This window comes from Streptomyces sp. STR69 (assembly GCF_024519455.1).
Classification (GTDB): domain Bacteria; phylum Actinomycetota; class Actinomycetes; order Streptomycetales; family Streptomycetaceae; genus Streptomyces.
In genome coordinates this window covers 196,175-216,364 of sequence record NZ_JALJRY010000005.1, presented here as the reverse complement: position 1 = coordinate 216,364, position 20,190 = coordinate 196,175, and the positions used below count along the sequence as shown (strand labels likewise).

Annotated in this window: 22 protein-coding genes, 1 tRNA gene and 1 pseudogene; 12 read left to right on the top strand and 12 right to left on the bottom strand. The window is 70.0% G+C overall.

The features are described from left to right. Nucleotides 1-82: 82 nt before the first annotated feature. Together OC490_RS11460 and OC490_RS11455 are read right to left on the bottom strand one after the other, a co-directional pair. A complete protein-coding gene (locus tag OC490_RS11460) occupies nt 83-739 on the bottom strand; it encodes an HAD-IA family hydrolase (RefSeq protein WP_262057766.1) in 657 nt (218 codons plus the stop codon). Between the two features lie 245 nt (nt 740-984). Further along, entirely contained in the window at nt 985-1,566 is a 582-nt protein-coding gene (locus OC490_RS11455; RefSeq protein ID WP_262057765.1) for a TMEM165/GDT1 family protein, read from the bottom strand. A gap of 365 nt (nt 1,567-1,931) precedes the next feature. On the opposite strand from OC490_RS11455, the gene OC490_RS11450 reads away from it, so the two are divergent. The 3 genes from OC490_RS11450 to OC490_RS11440 all read left to right on the top strand — a co-directional run bounded on the left by OC490_RS11450 (nt 1,932) and on the right by OC490_RS11440 (nt 6,301). Continuing rightward, the gene (locus OC490_RS11450; protein WP_262057764.1) at nt 1,932-2,576 is read left to right on the top strand and encodes an HNH endonuclease family protein; all 645 of its coding nucleotides are present in this window, start codon (nt 1,932-1,934) and stop codon (nt 2,574-2,576) included. Nucleotides 2,577-2,648: 72 nt separating this feature from the next. After that, nucleotides 2,649-4,277: an alkaline phosphatase D family protein gene (locus OC490_RS11445; RefSeq protein WP_262057763.1), complete on the top strand. Its 1,629-nt coding sequence runs from the start codon at nt 2,649-2,651 to the stop codon at nt 4,275-4,277. A gap of 86 nt (nt 4,278-4,363) precedes the next feature. Then, the gene (locus OC490_RS11440) at nt 4,364-6,301 is read left to right on the top strand and encodes an FAD/NAD(P)-binding protein (RefSeq protein ID WP_262057762.1); all 1,938 of its coding nucleotides are present in this window, start codon (nt 4,364-4,366) and stop codon (nt 6,299-6,301) included. Here the strand turns inward: OC490_RS11440 and OC490_RS11435 are convergent. Further along, nucleotides 6,273-6,809, bottom strand: coding sequence for a superoxide dismutase family protein (locus OC490_RS11435; RefSeq protein ID WP_262057761.1), 537 nt, complete (start codon nt 6,807-6,809; stop codon nt 6,273-6,275). The two genes, OC490_RS11440 and OC490_RS11435, sit on opposite strands and share 29 nt — an antisense overlap. A gap of 219 nt (nt 6,810-7,028) precedes the next feature. Between OC490_RS11435 and OC490_RS11430 the strand changes: the two genes are divergently transcribed. Beyond that, a complete protein-coding gene (locus OC490_RS11430) occupies nt 7,029-7,670 on the top strand; it encodes a DedA family protein (RefSeq protein WP_262057760.1) in 642 nt (213 codons plus the stop codon). Between the two features lie 131 nt (nt 7,671-7,801). Here the strand turns inward: OC490_RS11430 and OC490_RS11425 are convergent, their stop codons facing one another. Further along, nucleotides 7,802-8,029 carry a DUF2277 domain-containing protein gene (locus OC490_RS11425; protein ID WP_262057759.1) on the bottom strand — a complete coding sequence of 76 codons (228 nt, stop codon included), beginning with the start codon at nt 8,027-8,029 and terminating at the stop codon, nt 7,802-7,804. Between the two features lie 122 nt (nt 8,030-8,151). On the opposite strand from OC490_RS11425, the gene OC490_RS11420 reads away from it, so the two are divergent. The 3 genes from OC490_RS11420 (at nt 8,152) to OC490_RS11410 (ending at nt 10,359) form a co-directional block, all read left to right on the top strand. Beyond that, nucleotides 8,152-9,057 carry a ketopantoate reductase family protein gene (locus OC490_RS11420; protein ID WP_262057758.1) on the top strand — a complete coding sequence of 302 codons (906 nt, stop codon included), beginning with the start codon at nt 8,152-8,154 and terminating at the stop codon, nt 9,055-9,057. 26 nt (nt 9,058-9,083) lie between these two features. Then, nucleotides 9,084-9,545: a hypothetical protein gene (locus OC490_RS11415; protein ID WP_262057757.1), complete on the top strand. Its 462-nt coding sequence runs from the start codon at nt 9,084-9,086 to the stop codon at nt 9,543-9,545. Nucleotides 9,546-9,633: 88 nt separating this feature from the next. Next, nucleotides 9,634-10,359 carry a helix-turn-helix domain-containing protein gene (locus OC490_RS11410; protein ID WP_262057756.1) on the top strand — a complete coding sequence of 242 codons (726 nt, stop codon included), beginning with the start codon at nt 9,634-9,636 and terminating at the stop codon, nt 10,357-10,359. Nucleotides 10,360-10,475: 116 nt separating this feature from the next. Here OC490_RS11410 and OC490_RS11405 read toward each other — a convergent pair whose 3' ends face one another. Together OC490_RS11405 and OC490_RS11400 are read right to left on the bottom strand one after the other, a co-directional pair. Then, on the bottom strand, nt 10,476-11,120 hold the full coding sequence (locus OC490_RS11405) for a class I SAM-dependent DNA methyltransferase (RefSeq protein ID WP_262057755.1): 645 nt from the start codon (nt 11,118-11,120) through the stop codon (nt 10,476-10,478). A 214-nt stretch (nt 11,121-11,334) separates the two neighbouring features. Then, the gene (locus tag OC490_RS11400) at nt 11,335-12,060 is read right to left on the bottom strand and encodes a class I SAM-dependent methyltransferase (RefSeq protein ID WP_262057754.1); all 726 of its coding nucleotides are present in this window, start codon (nt 12,058-12,060) and stop codon (nt 11,335-11,337) included. Nucleotides 12,061-12,557: 497 nt separating this feature from the next. On the opposite strand from OC490_RS11400, the gene OC490_RS11395 reads away from it, so the two are divergent. Both OC490_RS11395 and OC490_RS11390 read left to right on the top strand, forming a co-directional pair. Beyond that, nucleotides 12,558-12,914: a hypothetical protein gene (locus OC490_RS11395; RefSeq protein ID WP_262057753.1), complete on the top strand. Its 357-nt coding sequence runs from the start codon at nt 12,558-12,560 to the stop codon at nt 12,912-12,914. A 45-nt stretch (nt 12,915-12,959) separates the two neighbouring features. Further along, nucleotides 12,960-13,355, top strand: coding sequence for a nuclear transport factor 2 family protein (locus tag OC490_RS11390; RefSeq protein ID WP_262057752.1), 396 nt, complete (start codon nt 12,960-12,962; stop codon nt 13,353-13,355). Nucleotides 13,356-13,370: 15 nt separating this feature from the next. On the opposite strand, the gene OC490_RS11385 is transcribed toward OC490_RS11390, so the two are convergent. Both OC490_RS11385 and OC490_RS11380 read right to left on the bottom strand, forming a co-directional pair. Beyond that, nucleotides 13,371-13,778: a hypothetical protein gene (locus tag OC490_RS11385; RefSeq protein ID WP_262057751.1), complete on the bottom strand. Its 408-nt coding sequence runs from the start codon at nt 13,776-13,778 to the stop codon at nt 13,371-13,373. A gap of 194 nt (nt 13,779-13,972) precedes the next feature. Next, nucleotides 13,973-14,047 (bottom strand) — tRNA-Val (locus OC490_RS11380). 203 nt (nt 14,048-14,250) lie between these two features. Between OC490_RS11380 and OC490_RS49335 the strand changes: the two genes are divergently transcribed. Continuing rightward, nucleotides 14,251-14,508, top strand: coding sequence for a hypothetical protein (locus tag OC490_RS49335; RefSeq protein WP_315986673.1), 258 nt, complete (start codon nt 14,251-14,253; stop codon nt 14,506-14,508). A gap of 149 nt (nt 14,509-14,657) precedes the next feature. Here the strand turns inward: OC490_RS49335 and OC490_RS49330 are convergent. Both OC490_RS49330 and OC490_RS11370 read right to left on the bottom strand, forming a co-directional pair. Continuing rightward, nucleotides 14,658-14,900: pseudogene (locus tag OC490_RS49330) on the bottom strand (RNA-guided endonuclease TnpB family protein); the annotation flags it as partial. A 29-nt stretch (nt 14,901-14,929) separates the two neighbouring features. Further along, the gene (locus OC490_RS11370; RefSeq protein WP_262057750.1) at nt 14,930-15,781 is read right to left on the bottom strand and encodes an RNA-guided endonuclease InsQ/TnpB family protein; all 852 of its coding nucleotides are present in this window, start codon (nt 15,779-15,781) and stop codon (nt 14,930-14,932) included. A 28-nt stretch (nt 15,782-15,809) separates the two neighbouring features. Here OC490_RS11370 and OC490_RS49325 point away from each other — a divergent pair, with 28 nt between their 5' ends. Together OC490_RS49325 and OC490_RS11360 are read left to right on the top strand one after the other, a co-directional pair. After that, nucleotides 15,810-16,019 (top strand): Arc family DNA-binding protein, encoded by a 210-nt coding sequence (locus tag OC490_RS49325; protein ID WP_315986670.1) that lies wholly within the window; start codon nt 15,810-15,812, stop codon nt 16,017-16,019. A gap of 153 nt (nt 16,020-16,172) precedes the next feature. After that, a complete protein-coding gene (locus OC490_RS11360) occupies nt 16,173-17,561 on the top strand; it encodes a hypothetical protein (RefSeq protein WP_262057749.1) in 1,389 nt (462 codons plus the stop codon). 29 nt (nt 17,562-17,590) lie between these two features. On the opposite strand, the gene OC490_RS11355 is transcribed toward OC490_RS11360, so the two are convergent. Then, nucleotides 17,591-18,760 carry an amidase domain-containing protein gene (locus OC490_RS11355; protein ID WP_262057748.1) on the bottom strand — a complete coding sequence of 390 codons (1,170 nt, stop codon included), beginning with the start codon at nt 18,758-18,760 and terminating at the stop codon, nt 17,591-17,593. A 109-nt stretch (nt 18,761-18,869) separates the two neighbouring features. Further along, nucleotides 18,870-20,147 (bottom strand): hypothetical protein, encoded by a 1,278-nt coding sequence (locus OC490_RS11350; RefSeq protein ID WP_262057747.1) that lies wholly within the window; start codon nt 20,145-20,147, stop codon nt 18,870-18,872. Between the last annotated feature and the right edge of the window lie 43 nt (nt 20,148-20,190).

Here is a 20,190-nt window from a genome sequence, read left to right as displayed (position 1 = left end):
GCCCACAACTGTTGACCCATATCCGTAGGCCCACACCCGTTGACCCACATTCGTAGGCCCACGCCCGTAGGCCCACCACCCCCTACCCCACGTGCAACCGAATCTCCCCGCCCACAGCCTCCACCCGCACCGCACGCAAATCCCGCACCACCACGTCCGGCCGGTGGAACGCGGCCTGTGGGCCGACGCCCACCACCCGCATCCCCGCGGCGCGCCCCGCCGCGATCCCCGCCCCGGAGTCCTCGAAGACGACACAGTCCGCGGGGGCGATGCCCAGTTCGGCGGCGCCCTTGAGGAAGCCCTCGGGGTCGGGCTTGCTGGCGCCGACCGACTCCGCGGTGATCCGGACCTCCGGCAGTTCCAGCCCGGCCGCGCCCATCCGCGCCGTGGACAGCGCGACGTCCGCCGATGTCACCAGCGCGTGCGGCAGCCCCCGCAGCGAGGCCAGGAACTCCGGCGCGCCCGGGATCGGGACGACGCCCTCGACGTCGGCGGTCTCCTCGGCGAGCATGCGGGCGTTCTCGGCGTGGTTCTGCTCCATGGGCCGGCTGGGCAGCAGCAGCGCCATGGAGGCGTAGCCCTGCCGGCCGTGCACGACCTTCATGACCTCGTCCGCGTTCAGCCCGTGCCGCTCGGACCAGCGCCGCCAGATCCGCTCGACGACGGCGTGCGAGTCGACGAGGGTGCCGTCCATGTCCAGCAGGAGGGCGCGGGCGGTAAGCACGGTGGTGGCCGTCATCGGCAGGCTCCAAGGAACGGGAGAGAAATACGCGGGCCAACCGGGTCGACCCGGCCGGCCCCCGAAGGGACAAGGCGGCCCCGTCCGCCGGTCAGGGAAAACGGACGGGAGCCACTTTGTTTCTCTACGGTACAAAACCGGACCGGCATCGCGCCACCGCCTCCGGAAACAGTTCACTCACCGTTCAGCTCGCCCGCCCGCCCAGCCGGCACATTCACCCGGCCCGTCGGTCACGCCCGGCCCGCTCAGCCCGTCACCGCCTCCCACAGGCTCCACGCCCCCAGCGCCAGCATCAGGACCGCCGCGATCTGCGTGATCAGCTTCAGCGGCACCCGCTTCATCAGCGCCTTTCCGCCGACGATGCCGAGACCCGCGACCGCCCACAGCGCCAGCACCGCGCCGAGACCGACGGAGAACGGGTCGTCGTAGCGGGCCGCGAGGTTGGCCGTCATGATCTGGGTCAGGTCACCGAACTCGGCGACCAGGATGAGCATGAAACCGGCGCCGGAGACCTTCCAGAAGGACTGGTCCTTGGGCGCCCGGACCTCCTCGTCGTCGTCGCCCTTCTTGAAGAGGAGCACCGCAGCCCCGCCCAGGAAGAGCACACCGGTGACGGCGGCCACGAGCTGCTGCGGCAGCAGGGTCAGCACACTTCCGGCCGCCACCGCCAGCACCACGTGCAGCAGGAACGCGGCGGCGACGCCTGCGAAGACGTACGAGGCGCGGTAGCGGGTGCCGAGGACGAGTCCGGCGAGCGCGGTCTTGTCGGGGAGTTCGGCCAGGAAGACGACGCCGAAGACTAGCGCCGTCACGCTGATGCTGATCAAGGTTCCTCAATCGGTCGGGGCTGCCCCACCGAGAGTGTGATTGCTGTCCGCGGACACCTCGGCACGGCAGCACACACGAAAAACTACGGGTGCACTGCTTTACCGAAGGTCTCGCTGGCCGATCCATCCACTTCGACGCGACGGATCTGCCTCCGGGCGCCGGCTCAGACGAGCTGAGCAGTATGTCGACGGTCCGGCGAAGAGCTACTCCCCTTCTGCGCCATTCATAGTACGCGACCGCCAAACCATTGCCTTGTCATGCGCACGTCACTAACTTCTTACCAAACGCACACCCAGCCGCAACACGGCACCGCAAGCATTCCTTCGCCCGCACTCCAACACCCCCACACCACAAGGGAGTTCGTATGCCGAAGTTCTACGCGCGTCGACGGCTGAGCATACTCGCGGCTCTTACCGGATTCATAGCCTCCGTCGCGCTTTTCAACGGCCCGACCGCCTCCGCCGCCCTCCCCACCCCCGTCAGCGCCGCCACCGCCCGCACCTACCTCGCCTCGCTCACCGTGGCCACCGAGGTCCGGACCGGCTACGACCGTGACCTGTTCCCCACCTGGATCACGATCAGCGGCACCTGCAACACCCGTGAGTACATCCTCAAGCGGGACGGCACGAACGTCGTCACCAACTCCGCCTGCACCGCGACCAGCGGCAGCTGGTACTCGGTCTACGACGGCGCCACCTGGACCGCCGCCTCCGACCTGGACATCGACCACCTCGTCCCGCTCGCCGAGGCCTGGGACTCCGGCGCCCGCAACTGGACCACCGCCCAGCGCCAGGCCTTCGCCAACGACGTCACCCGGCCGCAGCTGATCGCCGTCACGGACAACGTCAACCAGTCCAAGAGCGACCAGGACCCGGCCGAGTGGATGCCCCCGCTCACCTCGTACGCCTGCACGTACGTCCGTGCCTGGGTCCAGGTGAAGTACTACTACGACCTCTCCGTGGACTCGGCGGAGAAGACCAAGCTGAGCTCGGTACTCAGCGGCTGCTGATCTGCCTGGAGATCTAGGCGCCGACCTCCGTCGTTCCGTACCGTACGGGGCGACGGAGGAGAGTGATCAACCGTGGCGGACCTGATCCTTGGACCACTGCTTCGCTACGCCGACGGCTCGTCCGCGACCGTATGGGTCGAGGCGAGCCGTCCGTGCGCCGCCGAGGTGCGCTGCGCGGACGGGGCCGCCGGCACCGCCCGCTCCTTCCAAGTCGCGGGCCATCACTACGCGTTGGTGCCGGTGGAGGGCCTCACACCCGGGACCTCGACCCCGTACGACGTCCTCCTGGACGGTACGCAGGTGTGGCCGCTGCCGGACTCACCGTTCCCGCCCTCCGCGATCCACACCCCTGATGCCGACGGCACGGTCCGGGTCGCGTTCGGCTCCTGCCGGTGGGCCGCGCCGCCCGCCGACGACCACGACCCGGTGGGCCCGGACGCCCTGGACACGCTGGCCTCGCGCATCGCGCGCGACCCGAAGGCCGAACGGCCGGACGTACTCCTCCTGTTGGGCGACCAGGTGTATGCCGACGAGGTCTCCGACGCGACCCGCCGCTGGCTCTCCGCCCGCCGCGACCTGAGCGAGCCGCCCGGCGGCGAGGTCGCGGACTACGAGGAGTACACCCGCCTCTACTACGAGTCCTGGCTCGACCCGGAGATCCGCTGGCTGCTGTCCACCGTGCCGTCGTGCATGATCTTCGACGACCACGACGTCATCGACGACTGGAACACCTCCGCCTCCTGGCTGGCCGACATGCGGGCCACCCCGTGGTGGCGCGAGCGGCTGCTGAGCGGGCTGATGTCGTACTGGGTGCACCAGCACCTGGGGAACCTCTCCCCCGCCGAACTGGCTGCCGATCCCCTCTACTTGGCGGTCCGCGACACCCCGGACGGCACCGACGGACTCCGCGCCTTCGCCTGCCGCGCCGACGCCGACCCGGCCTCCGTCCGCTGGAGCTACCGGCGCGACTTCGGCCGGGTACGCCTGCTGATGGTGGACAGCAGGGCGGCGCGCGTCCTCGACGAACAGCACCGCGCGATGCTCGACCCCGGCGAGGCCGACTGGCTGCGCACCGAGGCACTGGCCGACCCCGGTTCCTACGACCATCTCCTCATCGGCACCTCGCTGCCCTGGCTGCTGCCGCACCTCGTCCACGACGCCGAGGCCTGGGACGCGGCCCTGTGCCGTGGTGAACGGGGCGCCCGCTGGGCCGAGTTCGGGGAGAAGCTGCGGCGGGCCGCCGATCTGGAGCACTGGGCGGCGTTCCCGGACTCCTTCGAGGAGTTGGCGGGGCTGATCGCCGAGGTGGGGTCGGGGGAGGCGGCACCGGCGTCGGTGCTCGTGCTGTCGGGGGACGTGCACCACGCGTACGTCGCGGAGCCCAAGTGGCGTACCGGCGGCCCGACTTCGCGTGTCCTCCAGCTGACCTGCTCCCCCGTCCACAACTCGATCCCCGCCTACATACGCGTCGGCTTCCGCTTCGGCTGGAGTGCCGTCGCCCGTGGCCTGGGCCGCCGCTTCGCCCGGCACGGCCGCTGCGCCGACCCCTCGGTCAAGTGGCGGAAAACGGGCGGGCCCTGGTTCGGCAACCAGCTCATGACCCTTACGCTGCGCGGCCGTTCGGCCCGGCTGCGGCTGGAGCAGGCCCGGGCGGACGGCACGCTGAGGACGGTCGAGGAGTCCCCGCTGACGTCCCCGTGACATCGCTGCGGGCATGATGATGCGGACCGTCCGCTTCCGGTGGGCGGTCCGCTCCATTGCGCCCCACACGCCCGGGAGTCCCCCCTTTGTCTGCAGTGAACGCGTCCGACGACGAACCCGCACCCGTCTCCGTCGCCGTGGTCGGCGCCGGTCCGCGCGGCACCAGCGTCCTGGAACGCCTCTGCGCCTCGGCTCCCGAACTCCTCCCGCCCGGCACCCGGCTCACCGTCCACGTCGTCGACCCGGCACCCCCGGGCCCGGGCCGCGTCTGGCGCTCCGCGCAGTCCCCCGAACTGCTGATGAACACCGTGGCCTCCCAGGTCACCCTCTTCACCGACGACAGCGTCGACTGCTCCGGCCCGATCCGCCCCGGCCCGAGCCTGCACGAGTGGGCGCCCGCCGAACTCGGCCCCGACGACTACCCCACCCGCGCCCACTACGGCCGCTATCTGGAGTGGGTGTTCGCCCGCACGGTCCGCGAGGCGCCGGACTCCGTCGAGGTCGCGACACACCGGGCGAGCGCGGTACGGCTCGACGACACACCCGACGGCCACCAGTCCCTCGCCCTGGACAACGGCCGTACCCTGTCCGCCCTTTCGGCGGTGGTCCTGGCCCAGGGCCACCTCCCGACGCTCGGCGACACGACCCAACGGCGCCTCGCCGCCTACGCCTGCCACCACGGCCTGCGCCACCTCCCGCCCGCCAACCCGGCCGACGCCGACCTGTCCGCCGTACAGCCGGGCGAACCAGTGCTGTTGCGCGGCCTCGGCCTCAACTTCTTCGACCACACAGCCCTGTTGACGACGGGCCGGGGCGGCCGTTTCGTCCGCGCGGACGACGGCTCCCTCCGCTATCTGCCCTCCGGCAACGAGCCCCGCCTGTACGCCGGTTCACGCCGAGGCATCCCGTACCAGGCCCGCGGCGACAACGCGAAGGGCCCGCACGGCCGCCACACCCCCCTCGTCCTCACCCCGGAGGCCATAGCCGCCTTCCGCAAACGCGCCGACTCCGGCGAGCCCCCCGAATTCCTCACGGAGATATGGCCGTTGGTGGCGAAGGAGGTGGAGACGGTCTACTACGCCACTCTCCTAAGGACGCTACGGCCGTCCCGGTGCGCGGAGTCGGAGTTCGCCGGGCGCTTCCTCGGCGTCCCGCACCGCGACCCCCAAGAACCGCTGACACTCGACGAGTTCGGGATCCCGGCCGCCGAACGCTGGAGCTGGGACCGGCTGTCCCGCCCGTACCCGGACCGCGCTCTCGCCCACCCGGCGGCCTGGCGGGACTGGCTGCTGTCGTATCTGCGCGAGGACGCCGGACAGGCCGCGCTCGGCAATGTGGACGGCCCGCTCAAGGCCGCCCTGGACGTGCTGCGGGATCTGCGCAACGAACTCCGGCTGGTCGTCGACCACCGCGGCCTCGCGGGCGACTCGCGCCGTGACCACCTGGACCGCTGGTACACCCCGCTCAACGCGTTCCTGTCCATCGGCCCGCCCCGGCGCCGTATCGAGGAGCTGGCCGCGCTGGTGGCGGCGGGTGTGGTGGAGGTGCTCGGGCCGCGGCTGGAGGTGCGGGAGACGGACGGTGCCTGGGTGGCGCGCTCCCCCGCGATACCGGGCTCGGCGGTGCGGGTGACCACGCTCGTCGAGGCCCGGCTCCCGGAACCGGACCTGCGCCGCACCGCCGACCCGCTGCTCGGCCGGCTGCTGAAGACGGGCGGGTGCCGGCCGCACACGGTGGACGGTTACGAGACGGGCGGACTGGACGTGACGGCGCGCCCGTACCGTCTGATAGACCGTCAGGGACGTGCACACGCACGGCGGTTCGCGTTCGGGGTGCCGACGGAGGGCGTCCACTGGGTGACCGCGGCGGGCGCCCGGCCCGGCGTCGACTCGGTCACGCTGTCGGACGCCGACGCGGTGGCGCGGGCGGTTCTCCGGGTCGCGACGACAGCGCGGGCGTCGTCGGCCGCCGCCCGCCCCTGGACGTATCCGCAGCTCAGGGAGCCCAGCCGAACGGCACGGTGAAGCAGGCGGCACGGACGCGGCTGCCGGGCATGTCATGGATCACGACGGAGGACGCCTCGCCCTGCCGGAAGTTCCAGTCGTGCCGGGCGCTCGCCTCACCGGCGCCGTGTTCGTCGGCCGTGAAGTCGAGCCAGACCTCGTTGTCGGCGGTGATGTCGGCCGGGTCGGTGGACGGCTTGTGCTGGAAGTGCCCGCCCGCGGCGGCGGGGTCGGCGCCGCACGGCTTCTGGTGCACATGGACGGCGTACGCGTGCCCCGGCACCATCCCGTCGACCCGGAGCTTCACCGTCGTGGCGCCGCCCCGGGTCGTGTGCTGACTCACCTCGATCCACGCGGCGGCGGGGACGAGCTTCGCGTCGTACGTCACCGCCGCCGACGGCACGAGGGCGGCGACCGGCGCGAACCGCGCGTCCGTCCGCATCGAGTAGCCGTCCGGGCTGCCGGTGCCGGTGCCGCCGCTCGCCAGTAGGGCCGCGACGACGGCGCCCGCGCATATGCCTGCCACCATGATGTGTACCGTTCCTCACGTTCAGGTGTGCTTGGAGCCCCTTTACGTTGCTACGGGATGCGCGGCCGTCCCGCCCCTCGGGACGGGGCAGCCGAGTGAACAAGCTGTGCCGATCACACGTGCCCCCCGTGAATCTCCTGTCCCCACCCAGGCGTACGCTGTATGGCTGTCACTGGCCGCTGCTGCCGCGGCCCACGGGGGAGTTCACGGGGAGATGCGTTGTTCGAGAGTGTGGGGTCGCTGACCGGCAGCCCATGGATCTACGCCATGATCGCCGTGTCCGTCCTCCTTGATGTGTTCCTGCCGGTACTGCCGAGCGGTGTGCTGGTCGTCGCGGCGGCCACGGCGGCGGCAGCGGGCACCGGCGCGGCGGCCGACGCCGTTCCCGTCCCGCACGAGGTCCCCAGCATCCTGGCCCTGATCGCGTCCGCCGCCGCCGCGTCCGTCCTGGGCGACCTGATGGCGTACCGGCTGGCCTGGCTGGGCGGCGAACGCCTCGACCGCGCCATCTCCCGTTCCCGCCGGCTCACCACCGCGCAGGAACGTCTCGGCCACGCCCTGGCGGGCGGCGGCGGCGCCCTGGTCATCCTGGCCCGCTTCGCCCCCGCAGGCCGCTCGGTGGTCTCCCTCGGCGCGGGCGCCGCCCACCGCCGCGCCCGCGACTTCCTCCCCTGGTCGGCCCTGGCAGGCCTGTCCTGGGCGGCGTACAGCGTGGCGCTCGGCTACTACGGCGCACAGTGGCTCGGGACGACGTGGCTGGCGACGGGGGTGTCGTTCGCGGCGCTGTTCGGGGCGGGGGCGGGGGCGGCGTATGTCATGCGACGGCAGCCGGGGGCGGCGGAGGCGACTGCGGCGCCGTAGAGCAGCCCGGAGCCGCGCTGTCGCGCCCCAAGGCCGGCCGCCGAAGGCGACCGCCATTTAGGGGCGCGGGGCTGTCACATGTGCGGCTCCGCCGCGTGGGCGCGACCAGCCCCCACCGGCCCGCAGATCGGTCACTGCGCTCCCCGCGAAGCCCCCCTCACCTCAAGGTCGGCCAGCAGCTCAGCCGTCGCGTCGGCAATCAGATGGACCGCGCGGTCGAAGACCTCGCGATTGTGCGCGGCGGGCGCCCGGAACCCGGAGACCTTGCGCACGTACTGCAGCGCGGCGGCGCGGATCTCCTCCTCCGTGGCCTCGTCGGGCAGGGCGGGCGGTCGAAGAGTCTTGATACTGCGGCACATACGTCCAGTCTCGCGCCCCGAAAGGGATACCGCCGCCGCTCTCCCGAACCCGCCTGCGATGATCCTGCCGAGGCGGCCACCGTCACCGTGCACGGGGCCGACCCGACGAGAGGACGAAGAACATGGCGAACGACGGACTCACCGTGGCCGTACTGGGTCCCGGCGGCGTGGGCGGCCTGCTCGCGGCGCTGCTGTCCCGGGCCGGCCACCGGGTGATCTGCCTGGCCGGAGAAGAAACGGCCAACTCCCTCCGCGGCAACGGAATCCGGGTCCGCAGCGCCTCCTTCGGCGACTTCACGGCACCGGTGGAGGCCGACACGGAACTGCGCGAACCGGTGGACGCCTGCCTGATCACGGTCAAGGCGACGGCGCTCGACGCGGCACTGGCCCGCGTCCCGGCACCGGCGCTCGGCGACAGCCTCCTCGTCCCGTTCCTGAACGGCGTGGAACATCCGGCCCGCCTGCGCGCCCACTACCCGCCCGCCCAGGTCGCCCCCGCGATCATCCGGGTCGAGTCAACTCGCGTCGCCCGGGGGGTGATTGAGCACGGCAGCCCGTTCGCGGAGATCGACCTCACGGGCGATCCGGTCCCCCGCGAACGCCTGGAAGCACTGGCAGCCGCACTGCGCACGGCCGGCCCCACCACCCGGGTCCTGCCCGACGAGACGGCGGCGCTCTGGGCCAAGATGACGTTCCTGGCCCCCCTCGCCCTCCTCACCACCCGCTACGGCCTCCCCCTCGGCGACGTCCGGACGCGCCACCGCGAGGAGTTGACGGCCCTGCTGGAGGAGACGGCCGCGGTGAGCCGGTCCTACGGCGGCCCGTCCGACCCGGTGGGGGCGCTGGCCCGCTACGACACGTTCCCTCCGGGCACCAAGTCGTCGATGCAGCGCGACGCCGAGGCGCACCGCCCGCTCGAACTGGACGCGATCGGCGGGGCGTTGCTGCGGGCGGCGGAACGCCAGGGCATCGCGGTGCCGGTAACGGCAGGACTGGTAAGGGAGTTGAGGGCATCGCAGCCCAACTGACCGGTGCCGCCCGATAGTCTCCGCCTGTGACGGGGCTGGATCAGGCAGAGGACGCGTTCAGGAACCGGTGTGCGAGTGCCGCGAGGCTGCTGGCGCCGTTCGCCCATCACTTCATCGCCCGGGTCTCCTTCGAGGCCCAGGACGACGAGGAGTCACTGGAGATCACCCTCCGGGACGGGCCGTCGAAGCCGGAGGCCATCATCTCCCTCGCCGGCCTCCGCCATGTCGGGCTGTCGAAGGGCCCCGGGCTCTCCGGCTGCTTCGTCGACGCGATCTCCGTGATCCATCTGCCGAGGACACCGCTTCCCTGGCCCGAGGAAGCGGCTGCCTTCGTGCGCCGGTTCGACGGTCTGGAAGAGCTCGTCTGGCTGCGGCTCGTCGGCCCGGCGGAGATCGACGTGGTCGCCTCGATCGTGACCGTCTACGTGGCCATGAGCGACGACGAGGCGTCGACGGAGCCGACGGCGACGGACCCGACCACCGTCTGAAACGGCTGCCTCGCCCGACCTGGTGTGTAGTACTGGCAGGGCCAGCCATCCCCTTGGTGATCGGCCGGCTGAAGAGAAGACTCGGGGCATGGCCAACAACGACTTGGGCGACTTCCTGCGGGCCCGCCGTGCCGGACTCACGCCGGAGGAGATCGGTCTGCCGGTCGAGTTCGGCGCCGGTCGCCGGGTCGCCGGTCTGCGGCGCGGTGAGGTCGCGCGGCTGGCCGGGGTGAGCACCGAGTACTACACCCGGCTGGAACAAGGCCGCGCCCGGCAGCCCTCCGAACAGGTATTGCATGCCCTCTGCGACGCGCTGCGGTTCGACGACATCGAGCGGCGGCATCTGTTCGCCCTCGCGGGCACCACGGCCGGGCGCAAGGACCGGGACGAGCACTCGTCGCGACTGCGACCGGCGCTGCGACAGGTGCTCCCGGCGCGTTCAAAACCGACTGGGCCGGCAGGTCACTGGTCCGCGCACCACGCAGCATCGCCGACTACGACGCCCTGTTCGACCCGATCCGAACCCGGCGCCAGGCCCTCGCGGGTCAGGGCATCGGCGACCCCGATCGCGCGGGCGACGCCATCCTCACCCTGCTGGACGCGGACCGGCCTCCCGTACACGTCCTGCTCGGCTCGGACGCGCTACGCCTGGTCGCCGCCGGGCGCCGACGCGTCCAGGACGGCTTCGACGCCTGGGAGAAACTCAGCCGCTCCACCGACTCCCCGGAGGGGGGAGCCACGGTCGCCTGATGTCCCGTCTCAAATGATCAGGCCCTTGGTCGGACTCCTGGCCTGCGGCGACCAGTTCAGCTGAGACGTGGGGATACCGGGAACCCCAGGTGATGTGGTCCCGGGCGAGTGGCTGCCGGATGCCGGCTCAGCCGATTGGGTCCGGCTCTGCCGTTTCGAACTGGTACCACGCCTGAGTGACTAGGACTGACGGCGTGCGAAGAGGACCGCACCTGGAACGCTCTCGTCGGGGTCGATCAGCATGTGGGCCTCGACGGTGAACCCGGCATCGCGTAGCCAGGCCGCCACTTGGTCGGGCCGGCGGCGGTGAACGTGGACCTTCATCGGGTGGCCGCCGTAGCCCTGCGTCTTCAGCCTCGACTCGTCGCCGACGTGAAAGCCGAGCAGCAGTGGTCCGCCGGGACGCAACACGCGCCGGAAGTGGCCGAAGACCATGGGCACTGCTTCGTCGGGGACGTGAATCAACGACCAAAATGCGAGCAGTCCGACGACTGAAGCATCGGCGAGGCCGAGGTCGGTCATCGAGCCCACCTCGAACCGCAGGCGGGGGTGGTCACGCCGAGCCACGTCGATCATCACGGACGAAAGGTCGATGCCGAAAGCGTCCACACCCAGCTCGTGCAGGTGAGCGGTGACGTGTCCAGGTCCACAGCCCACGTCCGCCACCGGCCCACCGCCGGCGGCGTGCACCAAGTCGGCGAACAGCGCCAGAGCCGCCCGAAGATACGGCGCCCCGGCCAGAGCCTCGCGTATTTGGTCGGCATAGCTGACCGCGACCGTGTCGTAGGAGGTCCGGGTGTCTGCCAACCAGCGGTCCGCGTTCATGGCTCGGCAGAGTAGTGCAGCAATCAGGATGACGAGCCGGATCAGCTGAGATCAACTAGGAACCAGACCAGGTCACTTGAGACGGAGACCAGATCCTTCGAGACGCAACACCTGACACCGGCACCGGCACCGGACGCTTCGACGACCCGTGTCCTGTGCCATCGAAACCTTGAGCGTGTGCCATTGAAGTTCAAATGGCGTGGATCACTGTGGATCAGGGACGTCGTGCCAGGAAGACGAACTCCCTGCCTGGCCGGTCAGGCGCATCGCGCACGTCTTGCACCACATAGCCGTGCGTGACCAGGTCCGTCTCCACCTCGTCGCGCTCCCGGAAACGCAGCGTCGAGTCCGAGGTCAGCACCTGTCCGTCCGCTGCGAAGACGTAGGTCCAGCGGAAGGTCACCAGGGGCCAACTCACCTCGATCAGCTGGACCCAGCTCTCGACGGAGCCGACGCCCGGGATCTCCGTCACGTGGTAGGAGTTCTCCCGGGTCCACTCTTCCCAGCCGCGTCTGGCCGGATCACGGGTTTCGAAGATCAGGCGCCCGCCGGGCCGTAGCGCTTCGTAGGCTCCCCGGAGGGTCTTCTGCCAGGTGTCCGGATCGGCGATGGCCTGGGCGACGTTCGCTGTCATCGTCGCGAGGTCGACCTGCAGTGGCGGGAGGGCCGTGGCGTCACCGCAGATCCAGTGCACTCGCTCACTGCCCGGTTTGGCCCGGGCGACATCGACGGATGCCTGGGCGGGATCGATGCCGACGACCTCGATCCCGCGGTCGGCCAGGAGAAGTGCGAACACCCCTGTGCCGCAGCCGATGTCCAGAACCTGGCACGCGCCGAACTCTTCCGCCATCCGGAGGTAGGCATCGAGATCGCTGCGGTCGGGTTCGAGCGGATCGTAGATCGCGGCGAGTCGTGGATGCCCGAAGCAGTCGTCTGCCATGCGGCCGAACGTATTCAGAGCCGGGCCCGAAGAGCCACTGGGTTTCCCGGGACTCGGCCGGCTGAGATTCCCGGGCGACGGCGATGTGGAGCGCCGTGATGGTGGGGTCAGGGGGATCCAGGTGTCGTGGTCGTCGAGAAAGCAGCGCCATGTCTCCCTGGGGTCGTCGCTCGCAAGGCGCAGGAAACAGTCGGGAGCATGCCGACGCGGACACCCGCCGTCGTGCCGGTGCAGCAGGCAGAACGGCTGCGACGCGATCCCCGTCACCTGCGGATCCGCATTCAGGAGGTTCAGACTGTCCCGCTCCAGCCACGACTCGTAGCCGATATGCCGACCCGTCGTCGCACAGAGGTACCAGCCCGCAAAGCTCTCCCCACCCCTGGGCCACCGGAACGGACGCACCGGTACCGCCTGACCCCCCGTACCGCCCACACCCGTTCGCATGAAGTCCCGGAAGGAACTCGCGACCCAAATTCGAACAGGCGTAGCATTAGCGCGTGGCAACGACCTATGACTTCCCTAGCGACCTCCTCGCCGGTCAGGAGGAGCTGCATCAGGTCCGGGCAGAGCTGACGTCCCTGCTGAAGCGGCTGCCCTGGTCGGTCGAGCCCCTGGACGGGTTCAGCGACACGGGCGGCTGGCGCAAGGTGGAACGCCCCGCCTCTCCAGGTTGGACGCCCGACGAACAGGCCGAGGTGGAGAAGCTCCGGCAGCGTGAGCACGAACTCGCGGTCTTCGTCAGCGGCCACCGCTTCTGGACGGAAGTCACCGCGGCGGAGCGCGTCGAGTCACGAATGAAGCTGAAGCACGCCCACGAGGCGCCATCGGTGGACGACAAGGCGGACAATGGCTGAGAGAAGCCTTATATCGCCGAAGCAACCGAGAGGCGGCGATCGATCATGGCCGACCACCCGCACGCACTCCTCGTCCGCAAGGGCTACGACGCCTTCGTCCGCGGCGACATGGACACCCTGCGCGGGCTGATGTCCTCGGACGTCACGCACCACGTTCCCGGCACCCACCCGTTGTCCGGCGACTTCAAGGGCCTGGACGCAGCCATCGACATGTACGGTCAGCTCTTCGCTCAGACGAACGGCACCCTGCGCGTCGAACTGCGCAACGTCCTGGTCGACGGCCGGGGCCACGCGGTCACACTCCACCACGTCACGGCCGAGCGCGACGGCAAGCGCATCGACGAGACCGGCGGCATCGTCTTCCGCATCCTCGGCGACAGGATCACGGACCTGGACGAGTGCGTCGAGGACATCGACAGGTCGAACGAGTTCTGGTCCTGACCCCGCCGTCCCCAACTACGGCTTACGCAGCGCCCGTTGGGCAAGTGCCAAGGCCGCCACAGCCCCGACGACCCCGACCGCTCCCACGACCGGCACCCCGCCGAAACGGACCCCGGTGCCGGTCCCCGCTCCGGACCCGGCCCCGACCGCCCGGAACCCGCGCGTCGCACGCCACGACAGCACCGACCACCGTGACTGCGCGGACAGTACGGACCCCGTGCTGAGCCACGAGCCCGCCGAGACCACCGACAGCGCCGAGCCGATCGACCCGGCCGACAGCGAGCTCCCGATCGACCCGACGGACAGGGCCGACCCGACGGAACCGATGGACAGCACCGACCCCACCGAACCGATCGACAACACCGAGTCCTTCGACCACAGGGACAACACGGAACCCGAGGGCGTGGCGCCAGGTTGAGTCATGAGCCCATCCTGCCCACCGCCCCCGAAATCCGCGAGCGCCTTCCGGCACCTTCCGTAGAAACCCGGGCGGGTCTGGACGGCAGGCGACAACCCGGTGGCCCGTGCGGCGCATCCCGCAGGGCGAGGTGGACTCCGAGCACGGAAAGAGGCCTCCCGGAGATCTCCCCGGAAGGCCTCTGACCTGCTGTTTATCCTGGTGGGCGCGGACGGTTTCGAACCGCCGACATTCGCCTTGTAAGGGCGACGCTCTACCCCTGAGCTACGCGCCCAGGACGAGTCGACAGCCTACATTGCCAGGGGGCCTGTCCTGCAAACCCGTATCCCCACCCGTATCCCCCGGAGAAGTGCCGGGGGTTTTCCCCACCCCGGGTCCGGGAGCGCACCGGATGCCCCTGAGGAGCGTCGCTCCCTACGGGCGAGGGGAGCCGTAGGAGTCACCGGGACTCCGCGACCGCCCCAGAGGGAAACCATCGTGACCCGTACCCATGCCGGTACCCGTACCCGTACCCGTCGCCGCGCCGCGACCGCCACCGGCATCCTCGCCCTGCTGATCCTCGGCGCCACCGCCTGCGGTACCGCCTCCGCCGGTGACGACAAGCACCCCGATCACCGGGCCTTCGCGCTGCCGGGCCGTGCCCTCACCATCGACTCGGACGAGACGAGACTCGTCGAGTTCCCATTTGACATCCTCCCCCTCTTACAAGAGGGGATTCCAACCCACGTGGGTTGAGGTTCACGGGCGTTCGAACGGCTGGTGGCCGCTGTCACCCCTCCGGCACCGGCGGTATGCCGGGGGCGGGGGATCCCGCCCTGTCCTGCCGCGACATTGACTGCTGCGTTCTCATCGGCGTTGCAGGTGAACCCGCAGGACACGCAGACGAAGTCGGCTTGGCTCTTGCGCGACTTCTTCTCGATCCATCCGCAGGCACTGCACCGCAGAGACGTGTAGGGGGCGGGTACGTCCTCGACCCGGCCAGGAGCCTTGTGTTCGGTACGGCGGCGCAGCAGACCCCAGCCCTGGGCCAGGATGGCCCGGTTCAGCCCGGCCTTGGCAGCCCGGCCGTTCTTCAGGAACCTGCCAGGCTGCTCCGGGTCGGGCTTCGGCCTGGCCCTGGCGGTCATGTTCTTGATGTTCAGCTTCTCGAACCGGATCACGCCGTACGTCCGGGCGAGCATGGTGGAGGTCTTCTCGCACCAGTCCTTGCGCCGGTCGGCTTCTCGGGCCTTGAGCCTGGCGGCCTTCGCGTACTCGGCGGTCTTCCGCTCACTGCCTTCGGGGCGCGGGCGGCGCGGCGCTGGTGCTTGCGGATCTGCGCCCGCTCTTTCACCGTGAGCTGGGGGCAGTTGAGCCTGCGACCGTCCGAGAGGGCGGCCGTGATGGCCACACCCCGGTCGACGCCGATGGCCTCACCCGTGCCGGGCGCGGGGACCGGTTCGGGGATGACGGCGAAAGCGATGTGCCACTGATTGTTGCGGAAGGTGACCCGGTACGTCTTCGCCTCCGGCAGGCCGGTGCGGGTGAGGCGGAAGCGAACCCAGCCGCAGCCGGGCACCTTCACCTGCGCCCAGCGCCGGTTGAGCTTCTGCACCACCACCGAGCGGCCCATGACCTGATTGCCGGTCTTGGCGTTCAGCTTCGGGCTGTCGTCCAGCTCCGACTCGGGAACACGGTCTGTGCCGATGACGCGGAAGCCCTCGTGTCGGAACCGCTTGCGCCAGGTCGGTTCACCGAACGCGGACGTGAAGCGGGCGTTCTTGGCCTGCGCGAAGTCCTTGAGGGCCTGCTGCATCACGTCGGCGTTGCCCTCGCGCAGCCACTCGTTCTCCCGCCGGGCCTCGGTGAGCTGGCGGCACTGCTCGGCGAAACCCGGCGCCGCCTTCCTGTCCTTGCGCCAGTGGGAGTGCTGCTCGACGGCCAGGTTCCACACGTACCGGGCGTGCGCGCAGTGGCCGAGCACGATGCCCGCCTGCTCACTCGTCGGATACATCCGGAAACGTGACATGCCACCATGGTAGCGGCACAATGACGGCATGATCAAATTTACGCTTCGCCTGCCTGAAGACCTTCACCAACGACTGACCGGCCAGGCGGCCACCGACCGGCGGTCTCTCAACTCCGAGATGCTGCACCTGCTTGAGGCCGGCCTCACCGCCGTCGCTCCTGAGACGCCGAATCACCCTGGCGGCGATTCAGCCTCCCCTGCCCCGCTACACGGGAATGGGCGTTCACCCAGGCCCTGAAGGACTAGGCACCCTGCTCGAAAGCAAGGTGGTGACCGCCCACACCGGCGACGGGAAAGTCACGGTGCGGAACGCGAACTGACCGGCCCGTGTGTTCGTCCTCTACCGGTGGGAGAATGACAACGGTCAGGACGCACAACACGGGAGAGGGATGTGACGGCGACACCTGCGCAGCCGTATTCGCCGCTCACACGGTCCCGGCGCGGTTCCGCCGCCCGTGCCGCCTTCGACACCCTCACGCTGATGAGCCTGCCGCTGCTCGCCGCACCGGCGCTGGCCGCCGCGTTCGCGGGCGGTGGCACCCGGCGCTGGTTCGGGGGGCGGGCCGAGGGTCAGCGGGCCGAGGCGCAGGCCGCCAAGGACGCCGCCGCCGCCGCGTTCTACGAGCTGGACACCGCCCAGCGGGATCTGCGGATCTCGATAGACACCATCACCGCGGTCGACGACTCGCCGGCCGCGCGCCGCGCGGTGAGCGACTTCGAGGCGCTGGGCCGGCGGATCGACGAGGCGAGCGGCCGTTACATCAACGCCGTGGACGCGCACGACCTCGACCGCGACGATCTGGAGGCCGCCGCCGCGAACCAGGCCCGTGCCGAGTTGACCGCCGCCAAGGATCAACTCGGCCAGGTCAAGCAGGAGTTGGACCGGTTCGAGAGCGGGCTCGGTCCGCTGCTCGGCAAGGCGGAGACGCAGTTGGCGCGGCTGGCGCCGGCCGTGGAGCGGGCCCGGCAGGCGCTGCTGGCCGCGAGCAACGCGCTGGACGCCGTACGGGCGTCGGGACTGCGGGCCGACGATCTCGCCGGGCGGCTCGCCAAGCTCGGGCCGGAGCTCACGAAGCTGAACCAGGGCGCCGGGCAGCACGGCGTGCCGCAGACGCTGGAGCGGGCCACGCAGGTCGCGCGGGAGGCGGAGGCCATCACGGCCGAGGCCGGTCAACTGCCCGAGCGGGCCGCCGAGATCGACCACCGGCTGGTCTCGCTGCGGACCCGCGCGCAGGCGCTCACCACCCGCGCGGGCCAGGTCGACCCGGTGCTGAGCGAGCTGCGGCGGCGGTTCTCGGCCGCGTGCTGGCAGGACCTCCAGCACGTGCCCGACCAGGCCGGTGAGAACGTACGGCAGGCCGAGGCGAAGCTGAAGGAGGCGCAGGCCGCGCGGGACGCGCAGCGCTGGCCGGACGCCACGTCACTGCTGTCGACGGTGCGGGCTTTGCTGAACACCACCGACGAGGCCGTGTCGGCGGCCGGTGACCGGCTGCGGCGGCTGAACGCCGTACAGAAGGACCCGCAGCAGGAGATCGACCGCACCCGCTTCGCGATCCGTGACGCCCAGCGCCTGGCGATGTCGGGACGGACCACGCCCGAGCCGCGGCACGCCCGGCCCCTGGACGACGCCGTCGGCCGCCTCGACCGCGCGGTCGCCACGCTGGAGGGCCGTCACCCGGACTACTGGCACTTCCTGACCGAGACGGAGGCCGTACGGCAGACGGTCGCGCGGGTGGTCGGCCAGATCCGCGAGGAGCGCGGGACCGCCGCCGGACACTGAGCCCGGCGGCGGGTGCCGACCTGCGAGGCTCAGGTGCGGTAGGCGTAGTAGTACGCGTTCGGGTACGACGCGATGAGGCTCGACAGCGACCTGCGGTAGGTGTTGTTCGAGTGGTAGGTGACGTACGGGATGCCGTTGGCCTTGTACGTCACGATCATCGTGTGGTCCTTCGCGCCGTCCCGGTCGAAGTCGACCTGGATGACGTCACCGACCTCCGCCTGGTAGACGTTGGCGAGCGGGGTGGTCCGCTTGGAGTTCTGGGCGAACCAGGACCACTCGTTGACGCCGACGAAGGAGTCCGACTGGATGTCGGCGGTGCCGAACCACTTCGTGTAGTCGTAGACGTAGCCCGGGACGTGCTTCCAGCCGCCGGCCTTCAGGGACTGGCTGACGAAGTTGGTGCAGTCGCCGCCGTCCGCGTGGCCGTTGAAGTTCGGGTAGTCCGTGTTGTACACGTTCCAGTACTTCTCGGCGTAGGTCGCCATCGCCTTGTAGTCGTACGCCGTGCTCGTCTTCGGGACCGCCACCGGGTTGCGGGTGGTGGCCGCGCGCGGTGCGTCCGGCGTGGTGTTGCCGTCGTCGGCAGGGGCGGGCGACGCCTTGACCGCGGGCTTGGCCACCGTGTTGACGGCGAGGCCGCCGGTGTCGGTGTCCTGGATGTTCGACAGCTGCCAGGTGCCCTGCTGGTCGGCCTTGAAGGTCAACTCGTGGTGGGCCTGGAAGCCGGTGGTCTTCGGTGCGCCGGCGGTGGCCTTCGCGTACGTCAGCGTGGTCGTCTCGGTGACGTCGGCCTTGGCGGTACGGCCGGTGACCCGGGTCGCGTCGAGCGTGACCTTGGTGCTGCCCGTGCTGTACGTCTCGCCGAGCTTCGCGATGCTGCTCTGGCGGCCCCGCAGCGCGCTCAGCGCGGACTTCTCGTCGCGCGTCTGGGTGCTGGAGAGACGGACGTCGCCCGAGAAGCGCGAGGTGCTCTGCTTCGTCGTCGCCCCGTGGACGAGGGCCTGGGTGCGGTCGGTGAAGACCGCGTCGGCCAGCTTCTGGAAGGTCGCCTTGGTCGAGGCGTCCACGGTCGGGTCGTTGACTACGGCCGCTCCCGCGCTCCAGTTGGGCACGAGGGCGACCCCGGCGACGACGGAGGCCGCCGCCGCCGTGACTATGGCCGTGCGGCTCCGGCTACGGCTCAGTTTTCTGGATTTCAATGGTGTTCCCCTCTACGCCGGTACGCCTACCGGGCGAGGGCATCTTCGCACGCCATGTGTGGCTACTGTGAAGGGGGTTGCGGTTGGTGAGTTCACCAGTCGCGACAGGTCACTTGACCACCGTGGACCAGTCCGGCGACTGGGCCGGGTCCAGACTGCGCAACTGCTGCAAAGTCTGCGGCGACTGCGCATCCATCCAGTCGGACAACTCCTTGAAGGACACGCACTTCACGCCCTTCTTGGTGCAGATCTTCGGGATGATCGTGTCGATCGCCTTCATGTAGATGCTGCCGTTCCAGTTCTCGAAGTGGTTGCCGATGAACAGGGGCGCACGGCTGCCGTAGTAGACCCGGTTGAAGCCGGCCATGTACGAGTCGATGGTCTTCTGTTCCCAGTCGGCGAACTTCGAGGGGTCGCCCTGGGTGGCGCCGTTGGACTGGTTGTAGAGGAAGTTGAAGTCCATCGACAGGGCCTGGATGTTGTTCCCGTAGGGGAGCAGTTCGAGCGGGAAGTCCCAGAGGCCGTCCTTCTTGGTGGGCCATATCTGGAAGTCGCCCGGGGAGCTGGCGTCGTACTTCCAGCCGTAACCCTTCAGCGCCTTCAGGAGGTTGGGCTGGCCCTCCAGGCAGGGGGCACGGCCGCCGACGACCTCCTTCTTGAAGTCGAAGGGCAGGGCCGGGATGTCGGTGTAGCCGGTGTTGGTCTTCCAGTTCTCGACGAAGGAGAAGAACTGGTCGATCTCGCTCTTCCACTGCGCGACGCTCCAGTCACCGCCGCCCTTGGCCTCGCAGAAGTGGCCGTTGAAGTGGGTGCCGATGTCGTTGCCCTGCTCGTAGGCCAGGCGGAGTTGCTCCAGGGTGTCGCGGATGTGCTGGTCGGTGGGGAAGTCGATGGCGGCGGAGCCCACCGGGTGCATGGGCGGGTGGTACAGGTCCCTCTTGCTCTTGGGCAGCAGATAGATGCCCGTGAGGAAGAAGGTCATGTGGGCGTTGTACTCCTTGGCCATCTCCCGGTAGTGCGAGAAGAGTTTGTCGTCCCCCTGCAGGGCCCCGTCCCAGGAGAAGACGACGAACTGGGGTGGTTTCTCACCGGGCTTGAGCGGTACGGCCTTCAACTGGTCCTTCTGCGGCCCCGTGTACGAGGTCGAGCCGTCCCCCAGCACCTGCGTCTTGCCGTCCCAGACGGGTTCCTTGGTCGACTTCGGCGAGGCGTTCTTGCCGGCCGACGCGGTCGGCGTCGTACTGTCCCGGTTCAACGCCAGATACCCGGTCACCAGAGAGGCGACGACAAGGAACACGGCCAGGGTGAGGAATCCCGGCTTCGGGGTACGGCGAGGTTCACGGGCTCGGCGGCGGCGGCCGGACGGCGCCTTCGTCGGGGGCTTCATGGGCGGCTCATTCTGCGAGGAGGTGGCGGTTGCGCTGCGGTGG

Bases quoted from the DNA above. Each gene is read 5' to 3' on its own strand.
- OC490_RS11420 (WP_262057758.1), top strand. From the start codon at position 8,152: ATGGCGAACGACGGACTCACCGTGGCCGTACTGGGTCCCGGCGGCGTG.
- OC490_RS49325 (WP_315986670.1), top strand. From the start codon at position 15,810: ATGATCAAATTTACGCTTCGCCTGCCTGAAGACCTTCACCAACGACTG.
- OC490_RS11390 (WP_262057752.1), top strand. From the start codon at position 12,960: ATGGCCGACCACCCGCACGCACTCCTCGTCCGCAAGGGCTACGACGCC.
- OC490_RS11350 (WP_262057747.1), bottom strand. From the start codon at position 20,147: ATGAAGCCCCCGACGAAGGCGCCGTCCGGCCGCCGCCGCCGAGCCCGT.
- OC490_RS11425 (WP_262057759.1), bottom strand. From the start codon at position 8,029: ATGTGCCGCAGTATCAAGACTCTTCGACCGCCCGCCCTGCCCGACGAG.
- OC490_RS11450 (WP_262057764.1), top strand. From the start codon at position 1,932: ATGCCGAAGTTCTACGCGCGTCGACGGCTGAGCATACTCGCGGCTCTT.
- OC490_RS11410 (WP_262057756.1), top strand. From the start codon at position 9,634: ATGGCCAACAACGACTTGGGCGACTTCCTGCGGGCCCGCCGTGCCGGA.
- OC490_RS11385 (WP_262057751.1), bottom strand. From the start codon at position 13,778: ATGACTCAACCTGGCGCCACGCCCTCGGGTTCCGTGTTGTCCCTGTGG.
- OC490_RS11370 (WP_262057750.1), bottom strand. From the start codon at position 15,781: ATGTCACGTTTCCGGATGTATCCGACGAGTGAGCAGGCGGGCATCGTG.
- OC490_RS11460 (WP_262057766.1), bottom strand. From the start codon at position 739: ATGACGGCCACCACCGTGCTTACCGCCCGCGCCCTCCTGCTGGACATG.
- OC490_RS11435 (WP_262057761.1), bottom strand. From the start codon at position 6,809: ATGGTGGCAGGCATATGCGCGGGCGCCGTCGTCGCGGCCCTACTGGCG.
- OC490_RS11405 (WP_262057755.1), bottom strand. From the start codon at position 11,120: ATGAACGCGGACCGCTGGTTGGCAGACACCCGGACCTCCTACGACACG.
- OC490_RS11400 (WP_262057754.1), bottom strand. From the start codon at position 12,060: ATGGCAGACGACTGCTTCGGGCATCCACGACTCGCCGCGATCTACGAT.